Origin of the sequence: Flavobacterium denitrificans DSM 15936 (assembly GCF_000425445.1) — a bacterium.
Lineage (GTDB): Bacteria > Bacteroidota > Bacteroidia > Flavobacteriales > Flavobacteriaceae > Flavobacterium > Flavobacterium denitrificans.
The window spans coordinates 386,821-408,874 of the sequence record NZ_KE384377.1; the positions used below are offsets into that span (position 1 = coordinate 386,821).

Consider the following 22,054-nt stretch of genomic DNA (forward strand, 5'->3'; position numbering starts at 1 on the left):
GCGTGATTAAAAATTGTTTATTAAAATTACAAAAATTTAATCACATATTTAATAATAAGTCCTTGAAAATGAGTTTTTTGGTGTTTGTTTGGCTTGTTTTGAGAATTTGGGAATGTTTTAAACCTGAATTACGCCCAAATTAAATGGTTTTTGAATAGGGGCATGGTTTGCTGCTTCAATTCCCATCGAGATCCATTTGCGGGTATCAAGCGGGTCAATAATAGCATCTGTCCATAATCTTGATGCCGCATAATAAGGAGAAACTTGTTCGTCATATTTTGCTTTAATTTTATTGAAAAGTTCCGTTTCTTTAGCTTCATCCACAATTTCTCCTTTTGCTTTAAGTGAAGAAGCTTCAATTTGTGCCAAAACTTTTGCCGCTTGCGTGCCGCCCATTACAGCAAGTTCTGCGCTTGGCCAGGCGAAAATTAATCTTGGGTCATAAGCTTTTCCACACATGGCATAATTTCCAGCGCCATAAGAGTTTCCAACAATTACAGTGAATTTTGGGACTACAGAATTGCTCACTGCATTAACCATTTTTGCGCCGTCTTTTATGATGCCGCCATGTTCTGATTTTGAACCAACCATAAATCCAGTAACATCTTGTAGAAAGACTAACGGAATTTTCTTTTGATTGCAATTTGCAATAAAACGAGTTGCTTTGTCAGCACTATCAGAATAAATTACGCCTCCAAACTGCATTTCGCCTTTTTTGGTTTTCACCACTTTTCGTTGATTGGCAACGATTCCAACTGCCCAGCCATTGATTCTGGCATAACCTGTAATCAAAGACTGGCCGTAACCTTCCTTATAAGGTTCAAATTCAGAATTATCGACCAAACGTTTGATGATTTCCATCATATCGTACTGTTCTGTGCGAGCTTTTGGCAAAATCCCGTAAATATCATTCGGGTCTAAAGCAGGTTTTTGAGCTTTGATTCGGCTATAGCCAGCTTTGTCGAAATCACCAATTTTGTCAACAATATTTTTGATTTTATCTAAAGCATCTTTATCGTCTTTCGCTTTATAATCAGTTACTCCGGAGATTTCGCAATGTGTTGTAGCACCTCCTAAAGTTTCATTATCAATAGTTTCGCCAATCGCGGCTTTTACCAAATAACTTCCCGCAAGGAAAATACTTCCGGTTTTGTCAACGATTAAAGCTTCGTCACTCATAATTGGCAAATAAGCTCCCCCAGCAACACAACTTCCCATTACAGCAGCAATTTGGGTAATTCCCATACTGCTCATTTGGGCATTGTTTCTAAAGATTCGACCAAAATGTTCTTTATCCGGGAAGATTTCATCTTGCATTGGCAGATAAACTCCGGCACTGTCAACAAGATAAATAATTGGAAGTCGGTTTTCTATAGCGATTTCTTGTGCGCGAAGGTTTTTCTTTCCTGTAATTGGGAACCAAGCTCCGGCTTTTACTGTTGCGTCATTGGCAACAACAATGCATTGTTTGCCTTTTATGTAGCCAATTTTTACTACAACGCCACCTGATGGACATCCGCCATGTTCTTTGTACATTCCTTCGCCAGCGAAACCGCCAATTTCAATATTTTCTGAATTTTCATCCAATAAATAAGCAATACGTTCACGAGCAGTCATTTTTCCTTCGGAGTGAAGTTTTGCAATTCGTTTTTCGCCACCGCCTAATTTTACTTTGGCAAATTTTTGTTTTAATTCTGAAAGTAGTAATTTATTGTGATCTTCGTTTTTATTGAAGTTTAAATCCATGAGATATTGCTTTTTTTACAAAATAGTGTTGGCTAATTTACAAAATCAATTGAAATAAATCGAATCTTTCAGAAATGTGCTATTCTAAATTTGGAATATTTTTTTGATAAGGCATAAAAAAAACAGAAGCAAATACTTCTGTTTTTTATTTATTCGATAATGTGAAGACTATTTTACCTTAGAAAGTGAAACAGCATTTATACAATAACGCAAACCGCTAGGGGGTGGCCCGTCAGGGAAAACATGACCTAAATGAGAATCACAAATATTGCAGGCTACTTCAACACGAACCATTCCGTATGATCGATCAGCGTGATAAGCAATTGCATTTTCTTTGATTGGCTGTGTAAAGGATGGCCATCCTGTTCCTGATTCAAATTTCTCGCTTGCATCAAAAAGGACTGTTCCGCAACATTTACATTCGTAAATTCCCGGATCAAATAAACTGCACAACTCTGAGCTGAAAGATCTTTCAGTTCCTTTCAATCGAGTAACTTGAAATTCTTCTGGATTCAAGATTTGTTTCCATTCTTCTTCCGTTTTTTCCACTCTTTTATCTGGAGCTGGATTTCCTTTATTTGTAAAATGAATTACATCGGCCCATTTTATCATAACTAATTTTTTAAGTTTTCAGTCGCAGTCTCAGTATTCAGTCGCAGTCGCAGTCGCAGTCCCAGTCTCAGTCTCAGTCTCAGTCTCAGTCTCAGTCTCAGTCTCAGTCTCAGTTAACTGAAAACTGCGACTGCGACTGCAACTGAAAACTGCTTACTCTTCCACTTTCTGCCCCATCATCATTAAATATGCTTTAAGGAATGGGTCAATATTTCCGTTCATAACACCATCGACGTCGCTGGTTTCATAACCGGTACGAACATCTTTTACTAATTTATAAGGTTGCATTACGTAGTTACGAATTTGCGAACCCCACTCAATTTTCATTTTTCCGGCTTCAATATCAGCACGTTGTGCTTGTTGTTTCTTTAATTCGATTTCATATAATTGAGAACGAAGCATCTGCATAGCACGCTGTCTGTTGTCTTGTTGTGAACGCGTTTCAGAACATTGAATCTGAATTCCCGTTGGTTTGTGGACCAATTGAACTTTAGTTTCAACTTTATTTACGTTCTGACCTCCGGCACCACTTGAACGAGAAGTCGTAATCTCGATATCGGCAGGATTAATGTCGATTTCGATACTATCATCAACTAATGGATAAACATAAACCGAGACGAATGAAGTATGACGCTTTGCATTACTATCAAAAGGTGAAATTCGAACCAAGCGGTGAACTCCATTTTCTCCTTTTAGATATCCAAAAGAATAATCTCCTTCGAATTCTAAAGTAACGGTTTTGATTCCAGCAACGTCACCTTCCTGAAAGTTAAGTTCTTTGATTTTATAGCCATAACTTTCGCCCCACATCATGTACATACGCATTAGCATTCCAGCCCAGTCGCAGCTTTCAGTTCCGCCAGCTCCAGCAGTGATCTGTACAACCGCGCTCAAGCTGTCACCTTCATCAGAAAGCATGTTTTTGAATTCGATGTTTTCAATGTGAGATTGCGCTGCATTGTATTGCTCGTCTAATTCATCTACAGAAAGTTCGCCTTCTTTGTAAAAGTCATAAGCCAGCTGCAATTCATCTGTAAGCGATACGGCTTTGTCGTAATCTTCAATCCATTTTTTTTTGTTTCGAAGATTTTTTACAATGTTTTCGGCTTCTTTTGGGTTGTTCCAAAAATCAGGTGCAAAAGTTTTTTCCTCTTCGTTTGCAATTTCGATTAGCTTGGCATCAACGTCAAAGATACCTCCTCAACGCACCAAGGCGCTCCACAATACCTTTTACTTGTTCGGCTGTTGTCATAAATTAATAAGTAGTTTTATATGTTTTTTTGCAGAGATTACGTCAATTTGTTTGTGTAATTTCGTTGTACAAAAATAAGATTTAGTTTTCATAATACCGCAATAAATTTCTGCAATAGCAATTGTTTAAAATATAATTGTGCTTTCGGCATTAATAAAAATAAACTGAAAGAATGATAACCGATTTTTGAATTATTAATGTTAGTTTTATATGTTTTTTACAAATATTACGTTAATTTGGTTGTATAGTAATCGAAAGTTAAAATTTATTAAAACTTACGATTATTAAATAGCAGTAATATGTAATTTTGCTGTCCAAAAAAAGATATTAGTTTCATATGGAAATAAATTTAATTAGCGATACCATTACAAAACCAACACATGAGATGCTGCAATACATGTTCAACGCACAAGTTGGCGATGATGTATACAAGCAGGATCCTACGGTTATCGAGTTAGAGAATAGAGTAGCCGATTTTTTTGGTATGGAAGCTGGGCTTTTTTTTCCGTCTGGAACTATGGCAAATCAAACAGCCATTAAACTCCACACGCAACCAGGTGAACAATTGATTGCCGACAAATTTGCACACGTTTTTCATTATGAAGGAGGAGGAGTTTCGTTTAATAGTGGTGTATCATGCTGTTTGTTAGATGGTGATAGAGGTATGATCAACGCATCTCAGGTTGAAGCCGCAATCAATGATCCAGAGTTTTATCATAGTCCCTTAACGAGTTTGGTATGTGTAGAAAATACAACCAATAAAGGAGGTGGAGCTTGTTACGAGTTGGAAGATTTGAGAGAAATCAAAAAAGTGTGCGAAGCCCATAATTTGAAATTTCATTTAGATGGAGCAAGAATTTGGAATGCATTAGTTGCTAAAAGACAAAATCCAAAGGAGTTTGGATTGCTTTTCGATACAATTTCGGTTTGTTTGTCAAAAGGATTAGGTGCGCCAATTGGTTCTGTTCTTCTTGGAAGCAAAGCTGATATTCACAGGGCGTTGAGAATCAGGAAGATATTAGGAGGAGGAATGCGTCAAGTTGGTTATTTAGCGGCGGCAGGATTGTATGCTTTAGCAAATAATATTGAAAGATTAGCAGAAGATCACAGAAGAGCTAAAGAAATTGGAGCTATTTTAAGCACAAAATCTTGGGTTTCAAGTGTTGAACCTGTTGAAACTAATATTTTGATTTTTTCTTTGGCAGAAGGTTACAGCGATACGCTTTTAATCGAAAAATTAAAACAGAAAAATATATTAATAAGTTCCTTAGGCCGAAATAAACTTCGAATAGTAACGCATTTAGATTACAAAGAAGTGATGCATACGTATGTGATGGAAATTTTCTCGAAAATTTAAGATGCTAAGGTTCTAAGTTGCTAAGATTCTAAGGTTTTTCTTTTGCTTTTAAAAAAAAACGTACAATTTGTACGTCTTTTTTTAATCGCTGTTTTTATAAATCTTAGCAACTTAGAACCTTAGTCTCTTAGAATCTTATTTAAAGAGATTATCCATCCCAGGAATCATTGGCATGTCCATTTTTGCAACAGCGTCAAGTTCTCTTTCGTTTATGTTTGTAGCTTTTTCAATAGCTTTATTTAATGTTACGATTAGATAATCTTCTAATTGTTCTTTATCTTCTAAAAGAGAGTCATCAATTGAGACTGTTTTTATTTTTCTGCTTGCTGTAATTGTAATTTTCAATAATCCGTCAGCGCTTTGCTCATCAATTAAAACAGTATCTAAGCGTTTTTTAGTATCTTCAATTTTTTGTTGGGTTTCTTTAAGTTTGCCCATCATTCCCATTAAATCCATTTTTGTTGATTTTTTAAATTATTTCAGACAAAATTAGTATATTGCTGTGGTAAATCAATAGAATATTTTATGAAAAATTTAATTTCCGTTCTGTTTTGATTGTACTACTTTTGCTTCCTCGTATTTAAAATAAATGCTCAATCAATGCAAAACAATATAAATGCTCCAAAGGCTAAAGAGATTCCTAAAAAACTTAAAAAGCATAAAGAAACTAGAATTGACAATTACTTTTGGCTGAATGACCGTGAAAATCCAGAGGTTATTGATTACTTGAATAAGGAAAACGATTATTACCAGAATATGACTGCACATACAAAAGATTTGCAAGAATCACTGTATGAGGAAATGAAAAGCAGAATTAAAGAAGATGATTCTTCGGTTCCTTATTTTTATAACGGTTATTTCTACATCACACGTTTTGAAACCGGTCAGGATTATCCAATTTTTGCCAGAAAAAAAGGAAGCCTTTCTGCAGATGAAGAAATTTTGTTCGACTGCAACGAATTGGCAAAAGGTCATGCTTACTTCAAATTAGGCGGTTTAAGCATTAGTCCAGATAATAAATTTGCCAGTTTTGGAGTAGATATTGTGGGGAGAAGAATTTATACCGTTCAAGTTAAAAACTTAGAAACAGGAGAAATTCTTTCAGATAAAATCGAAAATGCAACTGGAAGTTCAGTTTGGGCAAATGACAATAATACATTGTTTTATGCCAGACAAGATGAAGTTACATTACGCGCAGATAAAATTTTCAGACATAAACTAAATACAGATTCTGCAGCTGATGTTTTGGTTTATAATGAAACAGATGATACTTTTAATGTTTCTGTGCACAAAGAAAAATCTAAAAAATACATTGTAATAAGTTCTGGAAGTACTCTAACGACTGAATATAGAATTTTGAATTCTGATAATCCAGATGGAGAATTTGAAGTTTTTCAAACACGTGTACGCGGATTAGAATATAGCATTTCGCATTTTGAAGATTCGTTTTACGTTTTGACCAATAAAGACAAAGCGACCAACTTTAAATTGATGAAAACGCCTGAAAATAAAACAGGCAAGAGAAACTGGGTAGATGTTATTCCGCACAGAGAAGATGTTTTGTTAGAAGATATTGAAATTTTCAAGAATTATTTAGTTGTAGAAGAACGCTCAAATGGTTTGAATCATATCAGGATTATGCCTTGGAACGGAGAGCCAGATTATTATTTGCCTTTTGGAAGCGAAACATACAACGCTTACACCACAACAAATATTGATTTTGATACCGATATTTTGCGTTATAGTTATCAGTCACTTGCAACGCCATCGTCTGTAATTGATTTTAATATGAAGACCAAAACCAAAGAAATCTTAAAAGAGCAACAGGTTTTAGGCGGAAAATTCGATAAAGAAAATTATATCGAAGAGCGTGTTTGGGCAACAGCAAGAGACGGTGTAAAAGTGCCAATTTCGATGATTTATCGAAAAGGATTAGAGAAAAATGGCAAAAATCCGCTTTTATTGTATGCATATGGCTCATACGGAATTACCATGGATACTTATTTCTCATCAACAAGGCTTTCGCTGTTAGACCGCGGATTTGTTTACGCCATCGCTCATATACGTGGTGGAGAAGACTTAGGAAGGCAATGGTATGAAGACGGAAAACTGTTAAAAAAGAAAAATACCTTTACAGATTTCATCGATTGCTCTAAATTTGTAATAAACGAGAAATATACTTCTTCTGATCATTTATATGCAGAAGGGGGATCAGCAGGCGGACTTTTGATGGGAGTTATAACAAATGAAGCGCCCGAATTATACAACGGAGTAATTGCTCAGGTTCCTTTTGTTGATGTAATTACGACAATGTTAGATGATACTATTCCGTTAACAACAGGCGAATACGACGAATGGGGAAACCCAAACAATAAGAAATATTATGATTATATGTTATCGTACTCACCGTATGATAATGTAAAAGCTCAAGATTACCCAAATATGTATGTATCAACAGGATTGCACGATTCGCAGGTACAATATTGGGAGCCTGCCAAATGGGTAGCTAAATTGCGAAATATGAAGACAAATGAGAAGCTTTTGTTTTTAGATACCAATATGGATGCCGGACATGGTGGTGCTTCAGGACGTTTTGAGGCTTTGAAGGACTTAGCAAAAGAATTTAGTTTTTTATTAGATTTAGAGAAAATTAAAAGCTAATTAGAAAAATTTTGTTAAATTTGCAACCTATCGGGGTTTTTTAAAAAGCCTTTGATTAACTATTTTTTTATGAAAGAAGAAATAAATGCTTATAATAATGTTTTAGAATTAATAGGTAACACCCCGCTTATTAAGCTAAATAAAATCACCGAAGAGTTAGAAGGAAATTTCTACGCAAAGGTAGAAGCTTTTAATCCAGGTCATTCCTCAAAAGATAGAATCGCGTTATATATTATTGAAGAAGCTGAGAGAAAAGGAATTTTGTCGCCAGGTGACACGATCATTGAAACTACATCTGGAAATACTGGATTCAGTTTGGCAATGGTCAGCATTATTAAAGGATATAACTGTATTTTAGCAGTAAGTTCAAAATCATCAAAAGATAAGATTGACATGTTGAGAAGTTTAGGAGCAAAAGTTTATGTTTGCCCAGCACACGTTTCAGCAGATGATGAAAGATCTTATTACAATGTAGCCAAACGTTTACACGAAGAAACAAAAGGCTCAGTTTACATCAATCAATATTTTAATCAATTGAATATTGATGCACACTACAACACTACTGGTCCAGAAATTTGGGAACAGACAAAAGGAAAAATCACACACTTAATTGCTTGTAGCGGAACAGGAGGAACAATTTCTGGAACCGCAAAATTCTTAAAAGAGCAAAATCCTAACATCAGAATTCTTGGTGTTGATGCTTTTGGTTCTGTTTTGAAAAAATATCACGAAACAAAAGAGTTTGACAGCAAAGAAATTTACCCGTATCGTATAGAAGGTTTAGGGAAAAACTTGATTCCGTCAGCTACAGATTTTGATATCATTGATAAATTCATGAAAGTAACCGACGAGGAAAGTGCCCATTCTGCAAGAGAGATTACTCGTAAAGAAGGTTTGTTTGTGGGATATACTTCTGGGGCAGTAATGCAGGCGATTAAACAATATGCTGAAGAAGGCGAATTCACTAAAGACAGCAATATTATTGCTATTTTCCCAGACCATGGTTCTCGCTATATGAGCAAAGTATTTAGTGATGACTGGATGAACGAACAAGGATTCTTTGATAGCATCAATGAGGAAGAAGTTCAAAAAATTGAATTTGTAAAGTAAGTAACTACTTTTCCAAGATATAAAAGCCCCATCATATTGATGGGGCTTTTTTTTGGTAATTAGATAAAACTCCTTAGTAATGATGAATTTTAGTTTTGTAAAATCTAGTAATGTTGTTTTTTTGCTGAATATTTATAATTGACAAAATATTGTAAATACCGTATTTATACGTAAGAAGTTTTGCTGTTACTTGAATTAAATTCAAAAATTTAATACTATTGCTGTAGTTATAAATAAATACAATTAGGCGTTTAAAATCATCAATTTTGGTTATTTAAACGATTATTTAGGTTAGTTATCGGAAAAATTTCGGCTGAAAAACATAAAAATATAGTTTAGCAGTGTTAAAATGACACAAAGTTTTTTAATAACCCTAAATCTATCGCTATGAAAAAATTACTACTCTCATTAATGTTTGTAAGTTATTTGAATGCTACTGCGCAAAATCCTATTCAGGAGTTTAACTTCAACGGAACCTTGAACAATACACAAAATACAATTACTTTCATGGGAACAAATAATTTTGTCTCTGATCGTATGGGAAATCTTAATGGAGCGCAACGCTTAAATAATAAAGCGATGGAAGCTATTATTGATGATTTGCCTCAAAATAATGCTGCACGAACAATAAGTGTTTGGGTAAAACTGAATGATATTTCGAAAGCGAATTATATTTTGGGTTATGGAACTGCCTATAATGCTCAATACTATGGTTTGTTGCAACAAGGCACTGCATCTTCAAATTCAGATCTTAGTCTGGCAGGATGGGGAGCAAAAAATGATGTGATTGTTTCAGTTCCATTGGCAAAAGGAACTTGGTACTTATACACAATTACTTATGATGGAACTGTGTCTAAAATTTATCGTGATGGAGTATTGCTAAAATCTTTAGGCGGGATTGAACGCTCAACAAAAGGTAACATTTTCAGATTAGGAGAAATAAATACGACAGTTGGCATAAATGCTGATATTGATGACTTGAAAATTTATAATGTAGCTATGACTGGCGAGCAGGTTGCTGCACTCTATGAAGAGTCAAAACCCATTATTGCAGTTGCTAAAGAAACAACCGTAGTAACTAAAACAATCCCAACAAAGACTGCTACGGGTACAGGTAAAGTTGCTGTTAAAGCAACACCATCTGCCTCAATTATTAAAGATAGTGATGTAAACGCAGTTGCAAAAAATATTGAAGTGTACTCACAAGGGCAAAAAGTGCTTGGAGACAATTCTATGAGCATCAATGATTTACCTGAAGGTACGTATTTGTTAAAAGTGACAAATGCACCATCAAAGAAAGTAACGTCGAAATAAGTGAAAATTTGGTTAATAGAAATAGTTAGTTTTTTAGTTTTTTTATCAAGTTGTTTAGTAGGCAATTTATTTTGGATAGTAGAAAAAACCTTTTGAATTTCAGAAGGTTTTTTTTTATTCGTTGCGAAGGAGGCTTTTTGTAAAAATGTTTTTACAAATGTTGAGCAATATGATGAGTGTTTTTTATATTTTACTCTTTTAATAAGAATATCGTACTGATGCTCGACAAATGTTTTGCGCCTTTGAATTAAAATTATAATTTTAACAAAAAATCTAAAATTATTGTGAGATGATTTATGGGTTTTTATTGCTTAACTGTTTTTTTTATTTGTACACTATAAATAACCAAAATAAAATATTTTAACCCCAAAAAATGTAAATATGAAAAGATTATTACTTACGTTAATGTTTGTAACTTTTTTAAATATGAATGCCCAAAATCCAGTACAGGAATTTACTTTTAACGGTACTTTAAACAGTACCGACAATTCAGTATCTTTATTAGGGACTGCTAATTTTGTAACTGATAGAACTGGTGCTCCTAAAACAGCACAACGTATTACTAATAAGGTTTTACAAGGTATGGTTGGAGATCTTCCGCAAGATAATAAGTCTAGATCAGTATCTTTTTGGATAAAATTTAATAATGTCACAACCGCAAATTATATTTTAGGTTATGGCACGCCTACAAATGCTCAATTTTTTGGATTAGTACAGCAACCAGCAGTTTCAGGAAATTCAGATTTGAGTTTGGTTGGTTGGGGCGATACAAACAATGTTGTTGTCTCAGTTCCATTGCAAAAAGATGTTTGGTATCAATACAATATTACTTATGATGGAAGTAATTCTAAAATTTATCGTAACGGCGAACTATTAAAAACAGCAAGTGGGATTACGCGCGCGACAAAAGGCTATGTTTTAAGAGTTGGACAAATCAATACGAGCACGACTTTAAATGCTGATATAGATGATCTTAAAATATATAATGTTGCCATGACAGATGAGCAAGTTTTAGAATCATATAACAGTTCAAAGCCAGCTGGAATGGCCGAAACAAATAATTCAAAAAAAGTAGCTGTTACGCCAACTGTGAAAACGCCAACTGCATCAAAAGCCCCAGTTTCTTCAGTTAGTCCAGCAGAAAATAATACTAACGCTAAAACAATTGAGGTTTTCTCACAAGGAAGAAAAATTACAGGCAGTAATGCTTCTAATATAACAGATTTGCCTGAAGGTACATATTTGTTGAAAGTAACAAAAGCGAAAAAATAATCTAATACTTAGGTTTTAAGGAATAACTTATAAATAAAAATGCCTTCTGAATTTCAGAAGGCATTTTTGTTTAGTTTTTCTTTTGTTGTCCTGGTGCGTAAGCTTTAGCGCTTTTGCTTCCAGACATTTTTTTAGCCTGTCCGGGTGGTACTTTTTTAGATGTATGTGCTGGTCCGCTTGTGTGTACGTGTGTACTGCAGCTTATTACGCTTAATACTAAAAATAAAACTACCAGTACAACGACTGCTATTCTTGTGTATTTTGATGTTTGCATTTTTTTAATTTTTATTTGAGGAGTTGCAAATATAGTAGTAAATATGTTTTTTGGACAAATGTAATCTTAGTTTAAAACGATTACAAACAATAAAGCCTTAGAAAAATCCAAGGCTTTATTTGTGAGGTATTTTAGAATATTATTCTTCTTTCATTGTATGATAAACGTTCATTACGTCATCATCTTCTTCGATTTTTTCAATCAGTTTTTCAACATCAGCGATTTGAGCTTCAGTCAGTTCTTTAGTGATTTGCGGAATACGCTCAAAACCAGAAGAAAGGATTTCAAGACCTCTGTTTTCTAATTCTTTTTGCAAAGCACCAAAACTTCCAAAAGGAGCATAGATCAAGATTCCGTCTTCGTCTTCAAAAACTTCCTCAGCACCAAAATCGATTAATTCTAATTCTAATTCTTCAGCATCTAGACCATTATTGGCAATTCTGAAGTTGCAAGTATGGTCAAACATAAATTCAACAGAACCTTGAGTTCCCATAGTTCCATTGCATTTGTTGAAATAACTGCGGATGTTTGCAACAGTTCTGTTGTTGTTGTCAGAAGCAGTTTCAATCAAGATTGCGATTCCGTGAGGCGCATATCCTTCAAACAAAATCTCTTTATAGTTGGCAGTATCTTTATTGCTTGCATTTTTGATCGCGCGCTCCACATTGTCTTTAGGCATGTTGGCCGCTTTCGCGTTTTGTATTACAGCTCTTAATCTAGAATTGGCGTCTGGGTTTGGTCCGCCTTCTTTAACAGCCATAACGATATCTTTACCAATTCTGGTAAATGTTTTGGCCATTGCTGACCAACGCTTCATTTTTCTTCCTTTTCTAAATTCGAACGCTCTTCCCATTTCTAATTTTTAGTTTTGTGATGCAAAAATACGGTTATTCCTTATTTTTCCAAAAACAAAATTATTCTTTTTTTTGATGTTTTAAGTTTCATGTTTCATGTTTCAAGTTCTGATGAAAACGTGAAACATGAAACCTGAAACCTGAAACAAAAAAATCTATTTCGAAGCATTAAATTCATTGATAACATTTACAGCTTCATTCAAGTAAGGATTTGTTTTTAAATTATCAAGCTGATATTGATTTGCCGTTTTGTCATTCGGGTAAACCCCAAGCAAAAATTGATTTACGGTAGAGTTGTAAACATCCAGCGGATTGTTTTCGTCATTGAAAGTGTTGATTTCTTTCCAAAGCGAATTGACTATTTTTTTTTGTTTGAAAACAGCGTCCAAAGTCATCGGAAGTTCTGCTTTTGGCGTATTGACAATTTGGTCGATCTTTAGGTTGATTTTTTTGATGTCATTAAAATAGTAGTTGTCCGCCAGTCTTGTGGCAGAATTTTTAGCCAGTTTGTCGATGAGAGCTCTTTTTGCATATGGTCTGTATCTCAAAAAAGATTGAATACTATCGTTTTTAATTGCAGTAGGGAAATCACTTTCTTTTTGATAAACGTCTTCATAAAATTCAGGCAAAATTACATCTGGCTTAACGCCAATATATTGATGACTTTTTCCTGTAATGCGGTAAAATTTATTGATTGTGATTTTTAAAAAATCAGTATTTTTTTTCTCATCAAGCGGAAGAATGGTTTGCATAGTTGCTTTTCCGAGTGTGTTGCTTCCTATCAAAAGTGCGCGATTGTAATCTTGCATAATTGAAGCAAAGAATTCGCTTGCCGATGCTGTATTGCTGTTTATCAAAACCACAATCGGACCTTTGTAAATCATCCCTCTATAAGGATCATTTATTACCGATTTTTCTTTTTTGTTATCACTAACAATAGAAATCGGGCCGTAATCAATAAACATTCCTGCAAGTTTTATGGCTTCTTCCATAGAACCACCGCCATTATCAATCAAATCAATTACGAGGCCTTTTATTTCATCTCTTTCGAGTTTCATTACTTCGCGTGCCACATCATCGGCACAGCCTTTTCGATTGTTTTCGTCTAGATCAGCATAAAAACTCGGAATTTTGATGTAGCCGATTTTGCTGTCTTTTCCAATAATGAAGCTGTAAACTGAATTATCCTCATCCTTCATTACTTGTTTTTCTATATAAACATCAAAGCTTTTTCCAGAATTTCGTTTCAGCGTAAGCGTAATGCTTTTATTGGATTCGGATAAAATCATGTTTGAGATCAATTCTAGTGAAGCACAGGAAACCTTTAAAGTTTCTTTTTGATTTGAAATAGAGATAATTTGATCACCTTTTTTAATCAGTCCGGTTTGATATGCAGGACCGTTTGGATCGACTTCAGCAATAATTATTTCATTTTTTTCATTCAAATTTACACTCATTCCAAGTGAAAGATGTTCTTTAGACAAAGATGCAACAAAGCTAGTCTTAGAATCATCACTAAAATAAGTTGTATGAGGATCAAAATAGGTACAGAAATAATTATACAGATTTTCCTCTTGCTTGTTGTTGTTTTCTAAAAGAGTGCTTATTCGGCAAATTTCATTAGATAAAATCATCTGTTTAGAAGCAGCTTCAATTGATTTGAAGTTTGCTTTTATCGAATCCAGATTTTCACTGGTTTCTGCAATTTCGTCTAAAATTTGATAGCGGAGTTTTTTTTGCCAAACCTTTTCTAAATCTTCTTTTTTCAGATAAAAAGGAAACGCTTTTTTGTAAAATCGGATGGTATCTTTAATAGAATAATCAATAGTTGAGGCCTGAATTTTTTCTAAAACAGCTTTCGTTCTCAAAAGGCCAGCTCGATATTTTGAAGTAATGTCATCCAGAAAACTGCAGTCATTATTCAAAATTAAATCATCAAGATTTGAACGGTATTTTTTGGACATTTCATCGTATTCACTTTTAAAAAAAATGTTTCGCGACGGATCAAGTTCGTTGATCAGATTATCAAAAACAAAAACAGACAGGCTATCATCAACCGGTTTTGGCCGAATATGCTCTTTTTGAATAAGTGCATTGATTTTATTTAAGATCTGACATGTATGGTCGCTATTTTGACTAAATAGTGTAGTTGAAGTCAGCAGAAATATTATTACTAAGTTTTTCATAAATCTGTAAATCATCGGTTACACTAAAATTACGGTATTTTTTTTAGAAAAGACAGTAATTTCCGAAGAATATCGACAAGTAAAAGATTTTATCTATGAATAACATTAAATCAAAAAAAACGATAATAAAAATCAGCAAAAACTTTAAAACTGAATATTGAAATTTCCGAATTGGCATAAAAAAATGCATTGCAACTTTATAAAATTGCAATGCATTTTTGGAATTTTCTTTAAGTCGAAAGTCGAAAGTCAAAAGTCAAAAGTCGAAAGTCATAAAGTTGTAAAATATAAAACTTTCAACTTTTGATTTTCGACTTTGCAACTTATTAGTAATTATTTCTTGTAAAACGGTAATTTAACCACTTTAGCAGGGACATCGTTTTTTCTGATTCTGATAAAAATATCACTGTCAATTGCACTGTTTGCAACCGTTACATAACCTAAACCAATACCTTTGTTCATAGAAGGCGACATCGTTCCAGAAGTTACAATTCCGATTACAGCTCCAGAACCGTCAACAATTTCATAATCGTGTCTTGGCACTGCGCGCTCCTGCATTTCAAAAGCAACCAGTTTTCTCGTAACCCCAGCTTCTTTTTGTTTTTTAAGCGCCTCAGAATTAGTAAAATCTTTTGTAAATTTCGTAATCCATCCTAAACCAGCTTCAAGTGGAGAAGTAGTATCGTTAATATCATTTCCGTATAAGCAGAATCCCATTTCTAGACGCAAAGTATCACGTGCAGCTAGACCAATTGGCTGAATTCCGAAAGAAGCTCCAGCTTCAAAAACTTTATTCCAAATTTGTTCTACCTCATCATTTTTGCAGTAAATTTCAAATCCGCCAGAACCAGTATATCCCGTAGCAGAAATAATTACATTCTCGATTCCTGCAAAATCACCCACTTCAAAATGGTAGTAAGTAATCGCAGACAAATTAACAGAAGTCAAAGACTGCATCGCTTCAACCGCTTTTGGTCCCTGAATAGCTAATAATGAATAATCATCAGAAATATTCTTCATATCAACTCCCAAATCATTGTGAGAAGTAATCCAGTTCCAGTCTTTTTCAATATTAGAAGCATTTACAACAAGTAAATACTGCTCTTCTTTCATTTTATAAATAATCAAATCATCAACAATTCCGCCTTCATTATTAGGAAGACAAGAATATTGTGCTCTTCCAATCGTCAAAGTTGAAGCATCATTTGAAGTCACTTTCTGAATCAAAGCCAAAGCATTTGGACCTGTCAACAAAAATTCACCCATATGCGAAACGTCAAAAACGCCCACACCATTACGAACTGTTTCATGTTCAGCATTAACTCCTTCATATGTAATAGGCATGTTGTAACCTGCAAAAGGCAGCATTTTCGCTCCCAAACTCTCATGTATGTGCGTAAGCGCAGTATTTTTCATTGTGTAGTTTTATAAAATTGTTATGCAAATCTATTCAAAAAATATCGAATTTGAATAGCTTAAATTATAAATTTCGCAATAATTAGGAGCTATTTCCTGCTATCCGCTATATTCCCGATCAACAAAAACTACCGCTAAAAAGCCTTGTTTTTCTAAATCGGGAGATGCCGCTACTATCAGGGCTAGGGCTGACAGTTTCAAAAGATGATTCGTGATTTCTATTTTTTATGTAATTTTATTATAAAAATGGAGTTTTTAGGTTTAGCTATGTTTATTTAAACAAGTGAAACGCCTTTCTAAGGCAAGAAAAGCTATGATTCTATGTGTTTAAATTAACACCAATGAAAGAATGAAATCACCGTATTTAATCAATAAAGAAGAAATTCTAAAAATATACAAACCTGTAAATCCGCATGCGCATAAGGGAACACAAGGTCACGCCGTGATTATTGCTGGAAGCTACGGAAAAATTGGAGCAACAGTTTTGGCTTCAAAATCCTGCCTAAAATCAGGTTGCGGACTCGTAACGACTTTTATACCCAAATGTGGTTATCAAATTCTTCAAATTTCGATTCCCGAAGTAATGACGGTTACAGACGAAAACACAAATTTCATTACTATGATTCATTTACCTTTCATGCCACAGGCGATCGGGATTGGTCCAGGGATGGGAAAGGAGCTCGGTACACAAAAAGCGTTATTTGAGTTTTTGAGAATCAATAAAATGCCTTTGGTTTTAGATGCGGATGCTCTAAACATTATTTCGGAAAATTTATCATGGTTAGAATTAGTTCCCGAAGATACAATTTTGACACCTCATCCTAAAGAATTAGAACGATTAATAGGGAAATGGAATTCTGAATCAGAGAAATTTCAGAAAACAGTCGCTTTTTCAGAAAAATACAAAGTCATTGTGGTCATGAAAGGCGCACCGACTTACATCATCAACAGAACTTCGGTTTACCAAAACACAACCGGAAACGCAGCGCTAGCAACTGCAGGAAGCGGTGACGTATTAACGGGAATTTTAACAAGTCTCTTGGCACAAGGCTACGAACCCAAATATGCTTCAAAACTTGGGGTTTATCTTCATGGCTTAACAGCAGATCTCGCTTTGCCAAAAACGGGTTACGAATCTTTTACGGCTTCTACCATTATTAAGTATTTAGGAAAAGCTTTTCTTGAATTAGGAAATGTGCCAATTAGATAATTAGATAATTTGGCAATTAGATAATTAGAAAATGTGTCAATTAGATAATTATATAAAAAAATTATCTTCTTAAACAATTTTAGAAGAAAATCTAAAATCTACACTCTGAAATCTAAAATCAAAAATTGTAAGTTTGTAATATCAAAGATTAGAAACTTAGAATCTCAGTTTCTTAGCATCTTAGAATCTTTAAAAAAATGATAAACAACTTCGATCTTAGAACAGTAAACGTCATGCGTTATATAACGCCACTGCGCGAAGGCGGTTCTTTACCCGCTTTGGCAGAAGCAGATGACGACTTTAAATATGTATTAAAATTTAGAGGAGCCGGTCACGGTGTAAAAGCATTAATAGCCGAATTAGTTGGCGGACAAATCGCAAAAGCCTTAAAGCTACAATTACCGGAATTAGTATTCGCAAACTTGGACGAAGCTTTCGGAAGAACCGAAGCTGATGAAGAAATTCAGGATTTATTGCAAGGAAGCCAGGGATTAAATTTGGCGCTTCATTTTTTGTCAGGCGCAATCACTTTTGATCCTGCTGTAACCACTGTTGATGCTAAATTAGCTTCACAAATTGTTTGGCTGGACGCTTATATCACAAATGTAGACCGAACTTTTAAAAACACCAATATGTTGATCTGGCATAAAGAATTATGGCTGATTGATCACGGAGCATGTTTGTATTTTCATCATTCTTGGAACAATTGGGAACAACATGCCAAAAGTCCTTTTGCATTGATAAAAGATCACGTTTTATTGCCTCAGGCCTCACTTTTAAAAGAAGTTGACGCCGAATTTAAAGCGATTCTAACGCCGGAAATTTTAGAAGAAATCGTAAATACAATTCCTGAAGACTGGCTTCAATGGGAAGATGCAGATGAAACGCCGGAAAATTTGCGAAACGTTTATTTGCAGTTTTTAAAAACAAGATTAGAGAATTCAGAAATATTTGTAAATCAGGCTCAAAATGCAAGATAACCACTTATACGAATATGCTGTGATTCGTGTTGTGCCAAGGGTAGAGCGCGAAGAATTCCTGAATATCGGAATCATTTTGTTTTGCAAAAGAGCGAAGTTTATAAAAGTGCTTTTTCATTTAAATAAAGAGCGAATCCAAGCTCTTTCTGCCGATTTTGATATCGAACAATTAGAATGCAATCTGACTTCATTACAAAAAATTGCAAACGGAGCCAAAGACGGCGGACCAATAGCTGCATTTGAAATTCCGGAGCGTTTTCGCTGGTTAACGGCAATTAGAAGTTCTGCGATACAAACGTCGAGACCTCATCCGGGTTTATGTCAGGATTTGGAGAAAACGATTCAACGTTTGTTTGAAGAGTTGGTACTTTAGTTTTTCTGAGTTAATAGTCAAAGATCGTTTTTCTGAAAATAAAAAGCCGTAAAGTTTGTCTCTTTACGGCTTTCCGTATTTTAAAGCTATTTATTTTTTTTACGTTTGTGTCACAAAACCCCATAATCTATTGTACACTTTTAAACTATTATAAAAATGAAATTTCAAAAAAGTACTATTTTCCCTTTTGCTTTAATTATTTTGTTAGCAACGGCTTGTTCTTCAGAAGATTCTCCTAAAGATGAGCAAGAGCAAGAAATTAATCCTGCAAATCAAAAACTAGTTTCAATTACTTATCCTACGAGTAGTAATTTAGCTTATATGAATGACAAGCAAGAATACCAATACGACGATTTAAGTAGGATAAAATTAAATGGAGCAGTAGAAATAAAGTATGTAAGTGATGATCTGATTGAAACAAATCTATTAGAAGATAATATGTCAAATGTCGACTTAGAAGCAAAAACTTTTATTAAATTGAAAGACAAAAACATTGTTTCATTTATTGGTAATCGAGTTTTTAAAAAGCTTACTGGAGAAGTAACAAGTATCGATAGAGATTCAACTGTTATTAGTTATGAAAATGGATATTTATTTAAATTAGTAACTTATTTTAAGAGTATTACGACAGGCTCTACTGGAAAATATTATTTACAAAAGCAAATCGATTTTACGATTACTAACGGAAATATTACTCAGACTAAAACTACTGAATATGGAGATGTGGTTGTAACTAATTATACGTATGATTCTTCACCTTATATTCCAATGGGTGATTTTGGTTATGAAACACCATTGCATAAGGTTGGATTGATCAAGCCTTTATTTTACAATAAATTAGGAAAAAGTAGTGCAAATAATATTATAAAAATTGAAAATGTTTTTACTAAAACGCCATTTCAAAAATCTTATAAAACAATCAGCTTCAAAAGAAATTTTGATAAATATGGAAGAATAAGTGAAATTTTGCTTTCTGGCAGCTGCGTTACAAGTAATCCTGATAATGTAGCAACAGATTTTACAGATGAAAAGGTACTATTTGAATATAAATAAATCGTTTTAAGTAAATAAAAAAAAATAATCTCGCAAAGTCGCAGCGTAGCAAAGAAAAATAAAACTTTGCACGTTGCGACTTTGCGAGATTAAAAAAGAAAGCCTTTGAACCTCTGAACCTTTGAACCTTTCTAAAGCTTCTTCTCTAAATATATAAACTCCAAAGGCTCTTTAGAAACCGTAACATGAATGTCACTTTCTGGAAAAGCTTCTCTTTCGCCGGTATCCACATAACCGTGACGTTTGTACCACGCAATTAGTTCTTCACGAACCGAAATAACGGTCATAATAATACTTGACAATCCTAAAGATTTTGCGTGATTCTCGGCTTCAGCCAAAAGCTTTTTCCCAATGCCGCCGTTTTGAAGTTCTGGTGAAACTGTAAGCATTCCCAAATACAATTGATGTCCTTTTTCAACCAATAAAACCGAACCGATAATTTTATCATTCTCAGTAAATTTCAGAATTGTGTTTTTCGGATCAACGAAAATTTCTGTCATTTCCTGTTCGTCAGTTCTTTTTCCTTCTAGCAAATGTGCTTCGGTTGTCCAGCCTTTTTTGGAAGTTTCGCCTCTGTAAGCTGAATTTATTAAAGTTGCTAATGCAGGAATATCTTCGAGTAATGCTTTTGTGATCATGTTGTTTATAAGTGTTTTCAATTGCCTACAGCTTTAGCTGTAGGGACAAAGTTAGGCTAGAAAATGACTTTAGCCTAATTTTTTATGTTTTTGGCTAAAGCCGATTTATGCTTAAAAACAAAACCTCCAGCTAAAGCTGGAGGCAATTGATTTATATGTGTTTAAAAAATCAGATTTAATATTTTGCAGGCTCACTAGGTTTAGGCAATGATTGCTTTATGAATGTTCTAATATCTTCATTTGCCGTTTCCAGGTCAGCTTTTCTCAAATACATCATGTGGCCACTTCTGTAGCCTTTCCAAGACATTCTGTTATTTAGTCTTCCGCTTGGATCCATTTGCCATAAATCGTATTTGGCATTAAAATAATCGCAAGCACCATCATAATATCCTGATTGCACCATGACATGCAAATACGGATTTTGCGCCATGGCTTGTCTCAGGTTTTCTCCCGTTTTATCATTCGATCTGTCCCAAGGATGCACTGGACCAAACATATTGTATTTAAAGTCAGTTTTGTAGTTAAGATTATTTCGTAAATACATATTGATAGAAGGTGTAAACGAATGCAGCCAAGAAGTAAGTTCAGCATTGAAATCAACACTTTCACCAGCGTCCTTGCGGTCAATTCCTTTGTATCGTGAATCAAGTCTTCCAACTGTATAGCCTTGATCTCTCAACAATTCTTTCCAGAAATAATCATTAGGAACATCTAAATTGTTTTGCAGAAAAACTTTCTCTGAAATACCAGAATAACGTGCCATTTTAGACACAATTTCTTTTCTTTTTTGTTCGTCCAAAGATCCTCCTTTGCTCAAAGCAGGAAGAAGTTCGTTTATGGTGAAATCTTCAACCTCTGGCAACATAGCAGTTAAATCTTTGTTTTGAAGATCTGGACTTAGCATTTTATGATACCAAGCTGTAGCTGCGAAGTAAGGCAATTTAAGAGCCGCATTAGAAACAACGCCACGAGTAATTCCTAAATCAGTAGGAGAAACTAAAATCACTCCGTTAAGATACATCCATTGATTGTTTTGCAATTGAAGCGCTAATCCCGAAACACGAGTCGTGCCATAGCTTTCTCCTATCAAATATTTTGGCGACGCCCAACGATTAGAGCGGGTTACAAAACCATTGATCCAATCGGCTAGGTATTTGATGTCGGCATTTACACCGAAGAATTTTGCAGGCGGAATTTCTTTGTTTGTAGGTCTTGAGTACGCTGTATTGACAGGGTTTACAAAAACAATATCGGCAATATCTAAAATCGAGTACGGATTTTCTTTTATCCCATAAGGTTGCAAAGGATATCCTTCTTCATCAATATTTAACAAACTTGGCCCTGTATAAGCAATTTCCATCCAAACTGAAGCAGAACCAGGACCGCCGTTAAATGAAATCACTAACGGACGAGAATCGCGATCTTTTACATCAGTGCGCTCATAATAGGTATAAAATAATCCGGCAATAGCTTTTCCATCTTCATCCCAAACGGGCATAGTACCAGCCGTTGCTTTATACGAAACCTTTTGGCCTTTTATCGTTGTGGTATGATTGGTTACAACTTGAGAATCTGGATTGAAAGTAAGGTTAGAAGGTGAATTTTCTTCTTTTGCAGCAGGTGTTTTCGGTTTTGAATCTGGCTTTGATTCTTGAGCGTAGGCAGTTAAAAATCCAACTAAAAGAAATGAAAGTAATGTCTTTTTCATAAAATTAGGCGTGTTATTTATTTTATTGTTCCGAATTT

At 34.4% G+C, this 22,054-nt stretch carries 19 protein-coding genes; 9 read left to right on the top strand and 10 right to left on the bottom strand.

What is annotated here, in order from left to right; genetic code table 11:
* Nucleotides 1–117: 117 nt before the first annotated feature.
* From H600_RS0113555 to prfB, 3 genes are all read right to left on the bottom strand, one after another.
* Nucleotides 118–1,746 carry an acyl-CoA carboxylase subunit beta gene (locus H600_RS0113555; RefSeq protein WP_026729292.1) on the bottom strand — a complete coding sequence of 543 codons (1,629 nt, stop codon included), beginning with the start codon at nt 1,744–1,746 and terminating at the stop codon, nt 118–120.
* A 168-nt stretch (nt 1,747–1,914) separates the two neighbouring features.
* Entirely contained in the window at nt 1,915–2,358 is a 444-nt protein-coding gene (gene msrB / locus H600_RS0113560; RefSeq protein WP_026729293.1) for a peptide-methionine (R)-S-oxide reductase MsrB, read from the bottom strand.
* Nucleotides 2,359–2,511: 153 nt separating this feature from the next.
* A protein-coding gene (gene prfB / locus H600_RS0113565) for a peptide chain release factor 2 (RefSeq protein ID WP_157509921.1) occupies nt 2,512–3,610 on the bottom strand; the annotation gives its coding sequence in 2 pieces (ribosomal slippage) (nt 2,512–3,546 and nt 3,548–3,610; 1,098 coding nt in all).
* A 337-nt stretch (nt 3,611–3,947) separates the two neighbouring features.
* Here prfB and H600_RS0113570 point away from each other — a divergent pair.
* On the top strand, nt 3,948–4,967 hold the full coding sequence (locus tag H600_RS0113570; protein ID WP_026729295.1) for a threonine aldolase family protein: 1,020 nt from the start codon (nt 3,948–3,950) through the stop codon (nt 4,965–4,967).
* A gap of 135 nt (nt 4,968–5,102) precedes the next feature.
* Here H600_RS0113570 and H600_RS0113575 read toward each other — a convergent pair whose 3' ends face one another.
* A complete protein-coding gene (locus H600_RS0113575; RefSeq protein WP_026729296.1) occupies nt 5,103–5,423 on the bottom strand; it encodes a YbaB/EbfC family nucleoid-associated protein in 321 nt (106 codons plus the stop codon).
* 144 nt (nt 5,424–5,567) lie between these two features.
* Here H600_RS0113575 and H600_RS0113580 point away from each other — a divergent pair, with 144 nt between their 5' ends.
* From H600_RS0113580 to H600_RS0113595, 4 genes are all read left to right on the top strand, one after another.
* Entirely contained in the window at nt 5,568–7,628 is a 2,061-nt protein-coding gene (locus H600_RS0113580; protein WP_026729297.1) for a S9 family peptidase, read from the top strand.
* A 69-nt stretch (nt 7,629–7,697) separates the two neighbouring features.
* Nucleotides 7,698–8,738, top strand: a complete 1,041-nt coding sequence (capA, locus tag H600_RS0113585; protein ID WP_026729298.1) for a cysteate synthase — start codon at nt 7,698–7,700, stop codon at nt 8,736–8,738.
* Between the two features lie 387 nt (nt 8,739–9,125).
* Nucleotides 9,126–10,052 carry a LamG domain-containing protein gene (locus tag H600_RS0113590; RefSeq protein ID WP_026729299.1) on the top strand — a complete coding sequence of 309 codons (927 nt, stop codon included), beginning with the start codon at nt 9,126–9,128 and terminating at the stop codon, nt 10,050–10,052.
* Nucleotides 10,053–10,433: 381 nt separating this feature from the next.
* A complete protein-coding gene (locus H600_RS0113595) occupies nt 10,434–11,324 on the top strand; it encodes a LamG domain-containing protein (RefSeq protein WP_026729300.1) in 891 nt (296 codons plus the stop codon).
* A gap of 70 nt (nt 11,325–11,394) precedes the next feature.
* On the opposite strand, the gene H600_RS0113600 is transcribed toward H600_RS0113595, so the two are convergent.
* The 4 genes from H600_RS0113600 to gcvT form a co-directional block, all read right to left on the bottom strand.
* A complete protein-coding gene (locus H600_RS0113600; protein ID WP_026729301.1) occupies nt 11,395–11,598 on the bottom strand; it encodes a hypothetical protein in 204 nt (67 codons plus the stop codon).
* A 139-nt stretch (nt 11,599–11,737) separates the two neighbouring features.
* Nucleotides 11,738–12,451, bottom strand: coding sequence for a YebC/PmpR family DNA-binding transcriptional regulator (locus H600_RS0113605; RefSeq protein ID WP_026729302.1), 714 nt, complete (start codon nt 12,449–12,451; stop codon nt 11,738–11,740).
* Nucleotides 12,452–12,607: 156 nt separating this feature from the next.
* Nucleotides 12,608–14,638: a S41 family peptidase gene (locus tag H600_RS0113610; RefSeq protein ID WP_026729303.1), complete on the bottom strand. Its 2,031-nt coding sequence runs from the start codon at nt 14,636–14,638 to the stop codon at nt 12,608–12,610.
* Nucleotides 14,639–14,971: 333 nt separating this feature from the next.
* On the bottom strand, nt 14,972–16,054 hold the full coding sequence (gene gcvT, locus H600_RS0113615) for a glycine cleavage system aminomethyltransferase GcvT (protein ID WP_026729304.1): 1,083 nt from the start codon (nt 16,052–16,054) through the stop codon (nt 14,972–14,974).
* A gap of 349 nt (nt 16,055–16,403) precedes the next feature.
* Here gcvT and H600_RS0113620 point away from each other — a divergent pair, with 349 nt between their 5' ends.
* The 4 genes from H600_RS0113620 (at nt 16,404) to H600_RS0113635 (ending at nt 19,670) form a co-directional block, all read left to right on the top strand.
* Entirely contained in the window at nt 16,404–17,264 is an 861-nt protein-coding gene (locus H600_RS0113620) for an NAD(P)H-hydrate dehydratase (protein WP_026729305.1), read from the top strand.
* Nucleotides 17,265–17,461: 197 nt separating this feature from the next.
* Nucleotides 17,462–18,244 (top strand): HipA family kinase, encoded by a 783-nt coding sequence (locus tag H600_RS0113625; protein WP_026729306.1) that lies wholly within the window; start codon nt 17,462–17,464, stop codon nt 18,242–18,244.
* Nucleotides 18,234–18,617, top strand: a complete 384-nt coding sequence (locus tag H600_RS0113630) for a DUF3037 domain-containing protein (protein ID WP_026729307.1) — start codon at nt 18,234–18,236, stop codon at nt 18,615–18,617. The genes H600_RS0113625 and H600_RS0113630 overlap by 11 nt, the downstream gene beginning before the upstream one ends.
* Before the next feature lie 156 nt (nt 18,618–18,773).
* Nucleotides 18,774–19,670 (top strand): hypothetical protein, encoded by an 897-nt coding sequence (locus H600_RS0113635; RefSeq protein WP_026729308.1) that lies wholly within the window; start codon nt 18,774–18,776, stop codon nt 19,668–19,670.
* 131 nt (nt 19,671–19,801) lie between these two features.
* On the opposite strand, the gene H600_RS0113640 is transcribed toward H600_RS0113635, so the two are convergent.
* Nucleotides 19,802–20,329: a GNAT family N-acetyltransferase gene (locus H600_RS0113640; protein ID WP_245176570.1), complete on the bottom strand. Its 528-nt coding sequence runs from the start codon at nt 20,327–20,329 to the stop codon at nt 19,802–19,804.
* A gap of 154 nt (nt 20,330–20,483) precedes the next feature.
* A complete protein-coding gene (locus H600_RS0113645; protein WP_026729310.1) occupies nt 20,484–22,016 on the bottom strand; it encodes a S10 family peptidase in 1,533 nt (510 codons plus the stop codon).
* Between the last annotated feature and the right edge of the window lie 38 nt (nt 22,017–22,054).